General features: G+C 45.4%; 12 protein-coding genes and 2 pseudogenes. 6 read left to right on the top strand and 8 right to left on the bottom strand.

What is annotated here, in order from left to right; genetic code table 11:
- The first annotated feature begins 311 nt into the window (after positions 1-311).
- Both ACJJID_RS08965 and ACJJID_RS08960 read left to right on the top strand, forming a co-directional pair.
- The gene (locus tag ACJJID_RS08965; RefSeq protein ID WP_444922420.1) at positions 312-620 is read left to right on the top strand and encodes a hypothetical protein; all 309 of its coding nucleotides are present in this window, start codon (positions 312-314) and stop codon (positions 618-620) included.
- Positions 621-996: 376 nt separating this feature from the next.
- Positions 997-1383 carry a hypothetical protein gene (locus ACJJID_RS08960; protein WP_444922419.1) on the top strand — a complete coding sequence of 129 codons (387 nt, stop codon included), beginning with the start codon at positions 997-999 and terminating at the stop codon, positions 1381-1383.
- Between the two features lie 59 nt (positions 1384-1442).
- Here the strand turns inward: ACJJID_RS08960 and ACJJID_RS08955 are convergent.
- Together ACJJID_RS08955 and ACJJID_RS08950 are read right to left on the bottom strand one after the other, a co-directional pair.
- A pseudogene (locus ACJJID_RS08955) lies at positions 1443-1961 on the bottom strand (integrase core domain-containing protein); the annotation flags it as partial.
- A gap of 126 nt (positions 1962-2087) precedes the next feature.
- Entirely contained in the window at positions 2088-2960 is an 873-nt protein-coding gene (locus ACJJID_RS08950) for a M91 family zinc metallopeptidase (RefSeq protein WP_444922418.1), read from the bottom strand.
- A 1020-nt stretch (positions 2961-3980) separates the two neighbouring features.
- Here ACJJID_RS08950 and ACJJID_RS08945 point away from each other — a divergent pair.
- Both ACJJID_RS08945 and ACJJID_RS08940 read left to right on the top strand, forming a co-directional pair.
- Positions 3981-4988 (top strand): zinc-dependent alcohol dehydrogenase family protein, encoded by a 1008-nt coding sequence (locus ACJJID_RS08945; RefSeq protein WP_444922417.1) that lies wholly within the window; start codon positions 3981-3983, stop codon positions 4986-4988.
- Positions 4989-5432: 444 nt separating this feature from the next.
- Complete coding sequence (locus ACJJID_RS08940; RefSeq protein WP_444922416.1) at positions 5433-6725, top strand: hypothetical protein; 1293 nt, start codon at positions 5433-5435, stop codon at positions 6723-6725.
- A 29-nt stretch (positions 6726-6754) separates the two neighbouring features.
- Here the strand turns inward: ACJJID_RS08940 and ACJJID_RS08935 are convergent, their stop codons facing one another.
- The gene (locus ACJJID_RS08935; protein ID WP_444922415.1) at positions 6755-7417 is read right to left on the bottom strand and encodes a class I SAM-dependent methyltransferase; all 663 of its coding nucleotides are present in this window, start codon (positions 7415-7417) and stop codon (positions 6755-6757) included.
- Positions 7418-7831: 414 nt separating this feature from the next.
- Between ACJJID_RS08935 and ACJJID_RS08930 the strand changes: the two are divergent.
- Positions 7832-8068: pseudogene (locus tag ACJJID_RS08930) on the top strand (Hsp20/alpha crystallin family protein); the annotation flags it as partial.
- A 286-nt stretch (positions 8069-8354) separates the two neighbouring features.
- The gene (locus ACJJID_RS08925; protein WP_444922414.1) at positions 8355-11066 is read left to right on the top strand and encodes a putative Ig domain-containing protein; all 2712 of its coding nucleotides are present in this window, start codon (positions 8355-8357) and stop codon (positions 11064-11066) included.
- 93 nt (positions 11067-11159) lie between these two features.
- On the opposite strand, the gene ACJJID_RS08920 is transcribed toward ACJJID_RS08925, so the two are convergent.
- From ACJJID_RS08920 to ACJJID_RS08900, 5 genes are all read right to left on the bottom strand, one after another.
- Entirely contained in the window at positions 11160-11603 is a 444-nt protein-coding gene (locus tag ACJJID_RS08920; protein ID WP_444922413.1) for a YtoQ family protein, read from the bottom strand.
- A gap of 182 nt (positions 11604-11785) precedes the next feature.
- The gene (locus tag ACJJID_RS08915; protein ID WP_444922412.1) at positions 11786-12247 is read right to left on the bottom strand and encodes a nuclear transport factor 2 family protein; all 462 of its coding nucleotides are present in this window, start codon (positions 12245-12247) and stop codon (positions 11786-11788) included.
- A 115-nt stretch (positions 12248-12362) separates the two neighbouring features.
- Positions 12363-13238: a phosphotransferase gene (locus tag ACJJID_RS08910; RefSeq protein ID WP_444922411.1), complete on the bottom strand. Its 876-nt coding sequence runs from the start codon at positions 13236-13238 to the stop codon at positions 12363-12365.
- 28 nt (positions 13239-13266) lie between these two features.
- Entirely contained in the window at positions 13267-13932 is a 666-nt protein-coding gene (gene pnuC / locus ACJJID_RS08905) for a nicotinamide riboside transporter PnuC (protein ID WP_444922410.1), read from the bottom strand.
- Complete coding sequence (locus ACJJID_RS08900) at positions 13925-14188, bottom strand: hypothetical protein (RefSeq protein ID WP_444922409.1); 264 nt, start codon at positions 14186-14188, stop codon at positions 13925-13927. The genes pnuC and ACJJID_RS08900 overlap by 8 nt, the downstream gene beginning before the upstream one ends.
- Between the last annotated feature and the right edge of the window lie 126 nt (positions 14189-14314).

Here is a 14314-nt window from a genome sequence, read left to right as displayed (position 1 = left end):
ATACTTATCCCGGTAGTGACTTCGCCCATCATTTTCTGTTTGATGACAGTGCCTACAGTACTCTGGATCGGGGATATACTGGTAACAGCGGCAGGCCCGAGTTCGAACGTATTTACAGTTATGACAGTCTTCAAAGGGAAATTTCCCGTATAACCCAAATCGACAATCATATTTTCGAACAGGAAACCGTATGGGATACCAATCACGGCCGGATCACAGGCTTATAGTACCCAGATGGCACGATTATCGAAACACCCTACAACCAGACCGGTCGTATTACTAAAGATTGGGATTTTGCAGCAGGAATCAGGTTGCACACGCTTGATAAGCGCAACTGCAGAGAAGCGATTACCCAACAAAGCTTTGCCAATGCCTTGATTGAAGAGAGTGCTTTCAATGCTACAGTCCTTCTGGACCGGCGCTGTCTCAGTGCTTGCATCGGCAGCTGCACTCAATCCAGCCTTATCTACGAGCAATATGACAGCTATGGAAATCTGCAGCACAGAAGAAATGCGATTGCAGGCGTCGATGAAAGTTTTGTTATGATGAGCTACACCGACTCACCCAATCCAGCCGCAGCTGGGATGTCCATACACCCTCTATACTGGATACTACTGTAAACTATGGTTACGATGGTGTTGGCAATTTACAATACAAACGGATTTTTCAAGAAGTTCTTCGAATGCCTATCAATATGGCAACTGAAGTAGAAACTTCAATAATGCCAGCTCTAATATAGTAACCCAGGTTGTATTAAAAGACACAAGCACCAGAAGCTATCAGTATGACCTAAATGGAACTTAACTGCCGACGGGATGCGGACCATCAGTTATGGGGTCAATTACAAACCTAAGGTCATGGGAATGGTGCTAACTATTACAACGGCCCGAATAATCGCCGCTACAAGCAGGTAGCTACTGATGGTCGTGCCATACCATACATTATTACTTTGGAGCCTATGAGTTTGAGGAAACACGGCAGGGCAGTAATACCACTGTGGTGGAGCGCACCACCGTAACTGGCTTTGCTCAGTACCATACAGAGAGTCAGAATGGATCAGTGCAATCCACAGGCTGGGAATTTCTGCAGAAGGATCACTTGGGTTCCATTGAGAGCATCAGTGATATAGCTGGAAATATCAAGGAGAGAAGGGGCTTTGACCTGTTTGGAAAAGCCAGGGATTTGAACGAAGATGATACTATGGGAGGGTTGTTAGGCAGGTCTACCACCCGGCGAGGCTTCACTAATCATGAGCATCTGGATGGCGTGGAATTAATCCATATGAATGGCCGGGCAAATGATTACAACCTTGGTAGGTTCTTAAGTGTGAACCCATTTATCGCAATGCCGGAGAATAGCCAAGCCTATAACCCTTATTTGTAGTAGTTCAGACTTGATCTGACAGTTACCGGTTTCTCAGAAGGTGCTCTGTCAGGTCAAATTCAGTTTACGAGTTTCTCCTTCCAGATACTTTTACCCTCTTCAAGGGTTGCCATCGGTGTGCGACCACAACACTTTTTACCCTGATGAATTCGATCATCATTGTAATATACGAGCCATTCGTCCAGGTCCTTTTGTAGCTCTTCTATTGATCCATAGATCTTTCGTCATAACGATGGCTGGTAGAACTCTTGTAATATAGTTTTATGGAAGCGCTCACAGATACCATTTGTTTGTGGGTGCCTGGCTTTTGTCTTGGTATGTTCTATCTCGTTGATGTTCAAGTACAACTGATAATCATGCTGCTCCAGCTTGCCGCAATATTCAGTACCGCGGTCAGTCAAAATACGCAACACCGGCAGATCATGCATGGCGTAAAACGGTAATACACGATCATTCAGAAGATCTGCTGCTGTGATTGGCGTCTTAGTGGTGTACAACTTGCAATGGGCTACCTTTGCATAGGTATCAACATAGGTTTGTTGGTAAACACGCCCAACCTCCTTAAATGTTCCTACATATAATTTGCCCAAATTTTATTGTTAGTGATCCCTAAATTAGCTGAAACTCAATTACAAGAACCTGTATAGGCGGCACATCCTTGTGCCGGGCTAGCCTGATCCATTCTTTTGATGTTAACGACACGGTTAGTTCAAGTTGCCGATGCGCCCATACTTCATCCTACGGGGAACATTGTGCTCGGCACGTATCATATTCTCATTGATGGCTAAAAGGTCATTGGGGATATTATTCTGGTCATCACTCAGGCCTACTGTGGCTATCTCTTCTTTTGGCTCCATAGACCCTCCAACCCAAATCCAACCTGCGGTTCTAGTTGTGATCATATTATTGAGATTGGACACTGTCGTATTGTTATATACGAGGTTGTTGCCACCATTGGTAACCCTGGCCATAAGCAGTCCATTACCTTGCTGACGGAATACACTATTCATGGGATTTTGCCTTTGGTCGGCAAGGTAGGTGGAATTGGTAGCGCCTGAAAGATGTAGGCCACGGTTACAGCGGTCGGCATGTACCAGCTCATGGGCCAGCGTAATATAGCTTGGGCAGTTGCCCATAACTACAGTTCCGGTATTGGTAAGATTGGCTGTTTGAAAAACATTGTTATTCCACATAACTACACCACTGGCGCCGGTGCTCATCACTTTTGCCATAAAGCCCTGGTCGGCACTTATCAAGGGAATATAATTCTTGAACCCACTCCAGATCTGGTCTTTCAGCCATTTATCGGGCCTGAATCCCAGCGCATGATGTTCGGTAATTCGTGTATCGTGGCGGCTAGCAATCAGGCGTCTTATCAGTGTTGTGCTGTTGGCCCTGAGACCAGCAGCAGTCAGAATACCCGCGCCTTCACTCACCCGTAACACATTGCGACCACCGGTACGATATTTCTCGGAGGTGTAGGCAAGAGCAGTGCCAACTCCGCCTAACAGGGTGTTAAGCGCCGTTCTCACCTGGGTAATAAAGACGATGTTATTTGAATCAATACAGAGTCCCATTTTTATTCTCCTTATACTTCATGGCAGATCTTGAAATAAGAGCTTTTTGGTGTGGAAAAATTGGGAATACAAATTCCCATTGTGAATTTTCTGAGGGAGTGAGGGGTGTCCGTTTTAGAGCAGAGGGCCAAAAGCGGGAAGGGGATTGAGGGCTCTATATGCCCAACTATCCCACCACTCTGATCGGAAAAATGATCCTGCTTCTGGAGCAGAAAATACAGCTTAGCCAGTACATCCATTGATAATTGACCAATAGCAAGACTTATTTGGCACTTTTTCAAACCTTACTAACATTTGGTACAAGTTGCCATACCTTTATAAAATTTTACTTTTGCTCAAAAATATTTGCTTAGTGCTGGTTTTTCTTATTATTGGGTGATGTTTTTGTGGGCAAGATGGTCGGTTAAGGGGGGTGATACTGTAGGCGGAATACTTGATCTGGTTGGGGTGGGCTCTTTGTTCAATGAATTTTGATTAAAGATTTTATTCCTCTGTGAAGTGCTGTATCGTGGTATTGCCAGCTGTTTTTTTCGATTCTCGGTGAATGTGCTCTCTTGGTAGTGATTTTTAATTGAAGCTAAGCCTGTGATGTTGGGCGGGTTGATAGAAGAGGTAGATAAAATTCTTCATTTAAAATGCGAGGGGCTAGTAAAAATATAGTGGCAAAGAAGAGTTAGTCATAATTTCACTCTACGCAAATGCTTGTTAGACAGCTTGCCTTCCGTAATTGCTCCAGGTTTACAAAATGCTCTTGAGGCATCTCCCTCTCTTGCATAATGATCCTGAATTAATGGCGTCATGTAATCAACAAAAACAAGACGTTTATGAATAAAAGTAGCCTTTGTCTAGGCTGAAGAGAAACTTGCAGGTAACTTTGAGCCGTTGCCTCAGGTTATCTGTGCCCGATTGATATTCTTGAACTCTCTCCCATGTTAAGTAGACTTAACCGCTTCGACTGGCCGTGAAACAGAGATTGTTTACGGTGAAGTGGATACAAGGCTTATTAAAGGATAAGGTGACATGCTAAAGGCAGAATATCATGAGCGCGGTCCAGTACCCCAAGATGTGATTGAGGCGGTTTCATTTAGTGAGCCGGAGCTGAAAGAGGGGCAGGTATTGTTGGAAATGCTGGCCACACCCATTAACCCCTCAGATGTACTCACGCTGACAGGTGAATACGGCATGTTGCCGCCTTTGCCTGCCGTCGGTGGGAATGAGGGAGTTGCCAAGGTCGTCAAGCATGGTCCAAATGTGTCGGGGCCGGAAATAGGTCAAACTGTCTTGTTACCCGTTGGCAGTGGCACCTGGGCTAGTCATATGGTGGCGGATGCCAAAGGGCTTATCCCTCTGCCAAATGAGGTAGATCCCATACAGCTCTCTATGATCACTATTAACCCCCCCACGGCTTACCTCTTGCTCAGTGAGTTTGTCGACCTGAAAGAAGGGGATTGGGTGATTCAAAACGCAGCAAACTCTGCAGTGGGAACCTATCTGACCAGCTTGGCAAAAACTCGCGGACTTAAGGTAGTCAATGTTGTGCGCAGATCCTCACTGATCGAGCCTATGCTGGAAGCCGGTGCCGATGTGGTACTGGTGGATGGTGAGCAGGAAGGGGAGAGCCTTGCTAAAAGGGTTAAAGTTGCAACCGAAGGTGCTGAGATTCGCCTGGGCATAGATGCCGTGGGAGGAATGGCTACTGCTAGATTGGGCGAAGCCCTTAGTGAAGGCGCCACGCTGGTAAACTATGGCGCCCTGAGTGGGGAACCCTGCCTCCTCGCGCCAGGAGTGATCATCTTTAAGGATATTACCGTACGCGGATTTTGGCTGGCCAAGTGGTTTGCAAATGCTTCCCCTGAGCGACAGCAGGAAGTTTTTGGAACGATTACCAAGTTGGTCGCTGAAGGTAAATTGGCAGCACCGGTACATGCTACTTACCCCCTTAGTGATGTGAAGGAAGCAGTTAAAGTCGCTGCGGCAGGTGAGCGTAACGGCAAGGTGCTTTTGGTTGGAGAATCGCAGGGCAAATAAATATTCCTCTACATTTTTTAGCCGCTACCTCAGCATACAAGCTCCACTTTCTATTATAAGGTGGAGCTTTTTAGTATGAGCTTCTAGTGGAATAAATAAGCTACTACTATTGTTAGTTATTTGCCTGTCTTTTAATATGACTCTGTAAAGAGGCCAGCTACTGAGTAGCTGTTTGACCTTGGGAGTTGGCTTTTCTTTCTACAACCGTCTGGTGCCGATACTGGCTGACAGGCTCCTCTTTTCAGGGAAATTTTCCCTTCAAAGCATGAAAGTTTGGTTTTGAGTGCTAGCTGGATCTAATCCGGTAGTCAGTTTTTTGGAGCTATGAATTATATATCTGGTTGGTTAATATCTGGTGGCTCTAACCGTGAGTGCTGCATTTTTTATAGGGCAAAATAAAAATAAATATTAACAATAATGTCACGATAGTGACACAGGAATATCATGATAAGAAAAAACCAAGTGGCCCAAGTGTCAGCTTTGGGGCGGTTAGTAATTTTCATAACAGGCCTGCTTCTGGCTTCAGTTGTTAAATCGACTACCACTCAGGGTGTTATGCAATTATCCCTTCAAGAACAGTTGGATAAAGATGTCCCTTTCAATCATTCCCTATGGGTGGGTACCCACAACTCCTACAATGCGCGTGAGTGGGATAGCGCCTATTGGGCTGATCCCAATCAGGATATATCGATCTATGACCAGCTAAACTCTGGTGTGCGAGAGCTTACCTTAGATGTTGGTGATTACGGAACATTCTTTGGAGAAAACCAATTACGGTTATGTCATGGTATCTGTGCTGGTGGTGAAAAGAAATTTCGCAGGGGGTTAGAAAGCATTGTTCGGTGGTTGGAGGAGGGGAATCTTCAGTCAGTGATAATGCTAAAGCTTGAAATTAACTCCGATCATTATGGCCAGATAGCAGACCAGTTACGTGGTGAGTTGGGCAACTATCTTTATGAAGCTAATCGCTCAGGTGGGGGCTCGAATAGCTGTGTGGGTTTGCCGGTGGATTCTATAAGCAAGCAGGATGTGTTGGATGCCGGAAAGAATGTAATTGCTATTAATACGGACTCCGTATGCCCGCAGTCTGGAAGGTTTAGATCTGTGGTTCATTTGGGCCTGCAATATAGGAATTTCTATAAGGATAAATTTAGCAAGCCGTCTGATTCTAACGCCTGTGAGCTGATAACATCTGATGTTAGGAAGCAAATGACCCGGCTGCATGATCCAAGCACCCTCTATGGTATTGGTAGCGGTGGTAAAGGGCCGCAAGACAAAGAAATTACCGAATCCAATGTGAGTGGCTACCTCTCCTGTGGCCTCAACATTTTTGAGATGTTCTGGTTCAATGGCGATGGTAGTGCGGGGCATCTTGAGCCTGACGATTTGCTCTGGTCTTGGGAAAGCACAGAGCCCAATAACTGGCGTGACAACGAGAATTGTGCTGTTTCTAAGGCTAATGGCCGTTTTAATGATGTCCCTTGCCTGAATAGTTATCATTTTGCCTGTCGTGATGGAAACGATTGGAAAGTTACTTTCACTGAGGCTGATTGGTCCCAAGGAGAGGCCGCCTGTGCTTATGAGTATCCAGGATCTGTTTTTGATGTTCCCTACAATGGTTATGACAATGCGCGCCTTATGAAGGCCAAGAGTGCAGCCGGAATTTCTGTGGTTTGGCTGGCTTACCATGACCAAAACAAGGAAGGTGTATGGCAGCGAGGCTCAAAAAAACATTAAGATAGTTTTTTCATCAATTAGGGTTGTGATTATTTTTTGTTCTTTGCTATAAAAAGTGCAACACAGCCCTGAATTATAATAGAGTGTTCAGAAAACCTACTTTGTAAAAATTCTTCTAAATCTTCCTTGCAGTCTTGGGTGTTAGAGAATATTCCCTTCTTATTGTAAAAGGCCATCAATTTTTTGGCGATAGCACTTTTGTGTACCCCCTCATGTAATAGTGTAGAGCCGAAGACGATGCCGTGATCTGAAAGTAGTGTATTGAGGTGATCGATCGCTATAAGCTTTTCTGAAAGTCTGCCCGGTAAGCAGTGGAACAAATAGTTGAGAGAAATGGAGTCAAAAGGCTCTACATTGCTAGGCATTTCATCGAGAACATTTGTGTGAAACTTTATGGGCTTATATCTTGCCACTCGTTTGGCGGAAACCTCTAAACAGTTCTGGTTCAAATCCATAAGTCCCAGCCTAACCTGAGACGATGGGAAGCGACATTTATCCATAAAGTAGCCGGTCCCAACACCCACATCCAAATGGTTTGCACTGGCGTATTGATTGAATTGTTCAAGGATTGTCGGGGTTGGACAGTGCCAGATATAACGATTTGACAAATAAAGCACCCAAAAATCATAGAGCCATAAATGTGTCTTGGAATATACGGCTTGGCCTTGCCAGACCTCTTTGCTGATTGTCACGATGCCCTCCAAGATATTTAATCAGATAATTTATGATGGGCTCATCATTAATTGGGTTAGTATTCACTCTGGCCGAATCTTTTATCTGTAAACCTTAACGTTTCTATCAGGCAGAGTCAGAGTGGCGTTAAAGTTATCTCGACTTCTCCTGAGTAGGTTCTTCGAGTTTACTCATCAACGTTATGCCTTTGTGTTCTTTAATGACAGTATCTATAGTCTGAGTTTAGCGCCATTTTTAGTCGGCTTATATTCTCATGGCTATACTAGCTTGCGTCCATACCAACCCTTGATAGATTAATTAACTCCAATTCGAGAATTCAATATATGAAGAGATCAGTACGCTAACCGCCCTTTTTTGAAGAAGAGGGGGTGCCGCCCCGTGAGTGAACGCCATAGGTTGATACGGCTGAAGAAGATGCTCTTTTTCTTGTAAAGGCGGATGTTCCTGGATTCGATCCTGGTGATATTACTCTGGATAACGGCAATCTTTTGATCCGGGGTGAGCGTAAATGGAATCATGAGATCAAAAAAGATAAGTCTATAGGTGTTAAGTGTGCCAGAGGAATGCATTGTAGACGCTACTACCTTCTTGGGGTTGCCGATCCAGAGAATATTTCTGCCAAAGTTAAAAAGATGGTGTTTGAATGGTAAGTATCGATAAGCGTGAGGTTTATAAACCTAAAAAGTTACTATTCAGTAATTGCCTGCATGTAGTCTGGGGAATGGCTGATGATTTTCGATGGTTTTAGTTCCTATTTACAACGGTCCAGCAATAATTGCTTGTCTCTTTACCTCTTAGATTTGAGTTCCACTTTTTTTACTTTCATATCTAGGGCTGGTTTTTATCTGCATTACTGGTTAATGCTCACTGCCTGGCTGTCAGTTTGTTAGTGCATTTAACTGAAATTTTCAAATTTTGTGAATTGTTGAGGAAAAGATGATTTTACTTAGATCATATATTGGATGTGTTTGTCTTGTCCTAGTGGCTACTTTTTCTTTTTTGAGTCCTCCGCTGTATGCAAGGTATTTTGTTATAGATGAAGGTAAGCAGTCTGTATTTGGTGAGCAGACCTTTACTTTGATTGAACACTCAACTTCTGATGAGTCTTTTAGTCGGCCGAGCTATACACAAATTTCCATGGCTCCGGGAGATACGGAGTATGTTTACGCCGCCACATTGACTCATGGGGTTATTGCCTATCGTTACCAGGTATCAGACAAAGTGGAAGGAGGGTTCGAGGATGATTTATTGACTGCCGTATCTGGATCTGTGTTTGAGAGCACCCGAAATCCCCTTAATGGGAAGTGTAATGAGGGTAACCCAGGCCGGTCTCCAGGAGATAGTTGTCATGGTGCGATTGGTATGGCTTTTCACTATGACCCCGATGCGATCAATGCACAAACGGGTCTTCCTGGAAAGGTCTTTATGTACCTAGCCCCTACCGTGGTCTTACACAATAGTGGTGGTAGTGACTTCTTTCAGAATATTATCCGGCTTAGTGATGATGATGGGGATCGTATCTGGGGAGAAACCCAGGCCGAGGGGAATACAGTCGATGAGGTGCGCCAGGTTATTGCCGAGTCCTTAAGTGTCGCCCACCACCAAATCCAACACTTGCATGTCAGTGGTAACTCTCTCTTTATTTCTCTGGGGTCAAGAGGTGATACGCAAACCAATGAACATGCTTATACGGCAGCCGTTTTATTTATTGAAAATCTACTGAAGCTGGAAGATACCGCAAGTTCAAATATTGCTTGGTTCGATATTGGAGGTGATTTGGACCCTGACAGTTTTGGTAGTCATGCTGAATATCTATCGGCACTGCGTCAGGAACATGACCGTGATATTCAGGTGTTTACCAGCGAGGATACCGGGAAGATACGTAGCTACGCCCAGGGATTGCGCAATCCATTTGGATTGGCTGCAGATTCTCAAGGAAGCTTGTATACCACAATGCATGCAGTAAATGATGCTTCTTCAATCAATTTCCGCTGTCCTAACCCTACTGCCGAGGATGGGACTCCAAGGGATCAATTTTATCAGCTGATAAGGGGAACCGATTATGGTTGCCCTAAGCGGAATAGTGCCGTGGGTGACTGGCGTGATGAACAAAGTGCGGAGCCGAATGTGATTGTGGCTCAGTCGCTGGGATTGATAGAGACAGACCCCTCTCAACAAGGGAGGCCTGTTTTGATGCTTGAATATAACGGAGAAAAGATACCTCCCAGTGGAATTGATTTTGTGACGGCGGCTGGAAGCTATTTTCAGAGTGTAGTTATGGGGAGTTGGAGTGAACAAAATGCGGTATTTCTTTTAAATCAAACAGGTGGTACCTGGGCATTGGATCAATTAATTTCCTCAGGCCCACATCAACCCCAAAGCACCAAGTTTTTAAATGGAATACTTGATATATTTTCTGATAGCAACGGGGATTTGTTAATGGCCTCTCATCGGGGAGAGAGAGGAGGGCTTGTTGGTTCGGGCATTTGGTATGTGGATATTGAAGATGCTTTGGTTGCGAATCAAGCTCCAATTTTTATAGATGCCTCCATAAAAGATCATACTGTACAGGTGGGTGATTCATTTTCCTTCTTTCCTTCCTGGCATGACGGAGACGAGCAGGATACGGTCAATATGGTCTTTTCAATTGTTAATGCGCCAGAATGGTTGGTGATTGATAGCAGAACGGGAGAAATTTCTGGTACGCCCTCTTGTTCGGACTTGGGGGCCACTAACGGCATACATTTTGAAATATCGGATGGCATTGCCACGAATAACTCCAAAGTATTTTCGATGGTGGTTGAGGGAGCCCAGTGCGGCTTAAAAATAGAGCATGGCGTTTTAACGAATGTCACCAGCAACTGGCAAACAGTTACGCTTGAAAATCACTATGACAATATGGTCGTAGTCGCAACACCAGTTTATACCTCTGCCCATGTGGCGACGGTACCAAGAATACGTAATGCACAAGGTAATACGTTTCAGGTTATGGCTCAGGATGTCATGGGTAACGGTAGTACGGTATCGGTGTCTCTAACTTACATTGTGGTGGAGCAAGGGGTTTATACGGAACAGTCGCATGGCGTTAAAATGGAAGCGCAACGAGTGACTTCCAGCCTTACAGGGCAAAAAGGGAACTGGGAAGCCGAGGATCGGCAAATGCTTAATGCGGAGGATTACGTAGAACCGGTGGTTATAGGGCAGGTTATGACCTATAACGATAGCAATTTTTCTCATTTTTGGAGCGCCAGTGAGTCAGGCATAAAAGATCTGGGGTTGCCGGTTGAAGCGGCATTCGTTGCGGGGAAGGGGATCAGTATCAATTCCGGAAGCCGTTTGAATGAGCAGCTTGGCCTGATTGTCGTTGAAGCAGGTACCTATGTGGTTTCCGGTATGCAGTTCACAGCAGCGGTAGGGCCGGATCTCATAGAAGGCATGCGTAATAGCGGAGAGTCTTTGTATCCCACGGCAGTGGGTAGCCATGCCATTGCCTCAATTATGGGCGTTGATGGTCGAGATGGTGGTTGGCTAGTATTGAATGGAGACCCTGGGAGCCCAACGGGTTCGCTTTCATTAAAAGTGGATGAAAGTGGAACTGGAAGAAAGCACGGTTCTGCGGAAAGAGCCGGGTATATTCTTTTCCATTAAGGATTTTTCTATTAAATATCGGTACAAATAGGATAGGCTACTGATAATAAACGAGCCACCGCCGTCATTGGCTGGCGGTGGCAATACTGGAGTCTAGGCTTGGGTAGTGAGGTATTGCAGGATATCGACTATCTGTGCAGGGTTCTGGGCCCAGGCCTGCGCTGAACCATCGACCTCTTTTAAGGCGTGTACCAGGGATTCATCATGCAGGGTAATATATGGTTTTCCCAGGGCCGCACAGTAGCCTGCATCAAATGCAGCGTTCCATTGCTTGTACTTCTCACCAAAGCGAATAATGGCCAGGTCACAGCTCTCAATTGAGTGTTTGATGCGAATGGCATTGACTTTAGCCGACTTATGATCCCGCCAGAAGGAGTTGGACTCCTGGCCAAGACCATCTCCGGCAGCGTCACTGGCATCGTGATCGGTAACTGCGGATGAGAAGGTGATGTCCAATCCCTGCTTCTTGCAACCCTCGATGATTTGGATTCTCCAGTCAGAATGAATTTCACCGGAAAGGTACACTCTTAGCTTCATAAAGCCGCCTCCTAGGGTAATTAATGCTATGCATCGTATAGTTGCTGCGTATTTTACATGATGCCATGGGGAGGAGGGAAAGGCGCTGGGGTGGTACTGGCGGTGATCCTTACAATGGATAATGGGCAGGCCTTTATGTCTGCCCATAAGGCCTGCCCACTCGAACTGGCTTTTGCTTTGTCTTAGAGCTTTTGCTGGATAAAAGTAACCTTGTTGGGAGTTTTGCCCGCAGGTAGTCGGGTGGAATGCATTTGAGTGAGTAACCAGTTCCCATCTACCTTCGCCAGTACTGCACTCTCAAGCCAGATAACCTCCTCGCTGTTGTTTTTTTGCGTAAAGTTAGCTTTGTTCCAGTAATTCACAGTGAGTAGATTGCCCTGTTGTTCGTAGTTGATGATGCTGAAGTAATTCGTTCTGGTATAGCCAGAGGGCTTAACCACTTTAACCAGATCCTCTATGGTCCAGATTTCGCCGTGTTCCAATAGAATGAAGGAATCGGTAACCGTACTTCTCATTGCCTGATGATCAAACTTCGACATAGCCGCGAAAAGCTTGTCGATAGTGTTGAATGCTTCCGGTCTCTTCTCGGCATGGCTAGTGGCTGTCGCAAATAGTAGTAAAAAGATAAAGAACGTTCTGGCCATAACAGGTATCTCCCTATACTCGTTGGTGTTGATGGTAATCCTTGCAGGATTGCAACGATTATATCTTTGTAGAGCAATAACCAGTCAATGCTGGTTTGTAAAGGGTATTTCTTAATTAGCGATCGGGAGTGGACGCAGCTAATGTTAACAAAGCTTGGCACTGAGTGATAATGGCGCTTGAATCACAGAGTTCTTTTTTGGCACTCCATTGCAGAGCATACCAAAGTACACATAGGTACTTGTAAATTAACCGCCAGTGGTGCAGGCGCTGCCAGTCATTACTGTCTGGTGTTCGTTGAAGATAAATAGCTAGTAATTGTTGTTGCTGTGCTGCGGATAGATAGTGTTCTTCGACCAGTGCGGCAAGGTCATAAAACCGATCCCCCATGGAGGCATATTCCCAATCGATCGCGATAAGTTGCCCGCTACTGCTTTTAATTAGGTTTTCTTTGGTTAGGTCGTTGTGGCAAAGGCATGGGTTATCATGAATAGCCTTTGTTGCATTAAAGCTGGTTGATAATTCACTGTGCAACTGTTGTAGAAGTGGATAGAAATCGGCTTGAGTATCAATTGATGACCAATAGTGGTCAATCTTCAGTTCAATATCGAGTTGACTGCCTATTGCCGGGAGAGAGTGAATATTACGGAGCAGTTTGGCAAGTTGTTCCAAGGCACCAGCGGTCTCTTTGTGCCAGGGCTGGCCCTGAATAAATTCAGTTACCAAATATTGGCAATGAGGATCACAATAAATAAGGGGCGCGCAGAGCCCGGCATGACTGGCTCTGCTGAGGACTTGGGCTTCAGCTGCCCGGTTCAGGTCCAGCGCCTGGCTGAGAGGGGAGTTATGGCGTACAACCAGAAGCTCCTCCCCTGATGAGACTAGATAGGTTCTATTGGTTTGCCCGCCTGCCAAAGCCCGTATAAAAGTTGGCCTGGACTGGCTCCAGAGATGCCAGTCGCAGGGAATAATATCATTCTGAGTATCGCTCATAGGCACTGGGGGCTAGATCGCATCGCTGTTAAGCGTTGGAAACTTGGCCACTTTTTGTAGAGGCAAACCGGGTTTGCTCAGCTTGATTCTGCCTGTTATAGATGGATTTCCATTGGAAAAAACCAATAACAACCAACACCACGTAGAGCAAAAACAACAGCGCGGTGAGGTAGAGCCCTCTATCCAGGTAGAGATAGATGGAGGCTCCATCCACCACAATCCAGTAGATCCAGTTTTCCAAGACCTTGCGTGTCACCATATAGGTGGTCACCACGGCTCCCAGGGTGGTGAAGGAATCGAGATAGGGTAGCGCGGCGCTGGTAAAGTTATCTAGCAGATAACCGAATAATACGGTTAGTATACCAACACCACTGAACACCATTAAGTGGGTTTGTAGTTCCCACCGGTGAATCTTCAGATCTTTGTTTTTGTCCCTGTGGTGGCGCCATTGCCACCAGCCATAAACAGCCATGACTAGATAGAAAATCTGAAGTGCGGACTCCATCAGCAGGCTGACATCCCAGAATAAAACCAAATAGATTGCGGTACTGGCGAATGCGGCATACCAGCAGCTGATTTTCTCGCGCATCGCCAGTAGTAGGTAGGCGAGGGCCAGAATAACTGCTGCAACTTCCCACAGGGACATGGCCGCAATTGAGGTGCGAATAATTTCAAGAAACTCGGGGTCAAGCATGGGGTTCTGCCGGGGCTAGGTCGCCATCGATAAATTTACAAACAAAAATGGCGCGTCCAAACTGCTCGTAGGATTTACGCATTTCTATTTTTAGGATATCCATTAGTAAATCATACTCACCAAATACCTGAGTACTCATGGTGTTGGTGATCACTCTCAGTCCTGAATGACTATTCAGACGTTCAATAAAATCTTGAATACTGGGGATGTACTCATCTTTTAGTGGGTACATGCTGATTTCTACAGAGAGTTGCATAGTTTTCCCCATTGTTCGCAAAGGACCTAGTGGTAACGATTCTCAATTCTTCGCTACCTAACCAGATTAAGCCCGTGAATAGCAGGTACGCTATGTATCTAATATTTCACGGGCAGTTATCGGTGT

The organism is Microbulbifer sp. CnH-101-G, from assembly GCF_052466775.1.
Note: the sequence above shows the minus strand (reverse complement) of the source record. Positions and strands in the feature narration are given on the sequence as shown.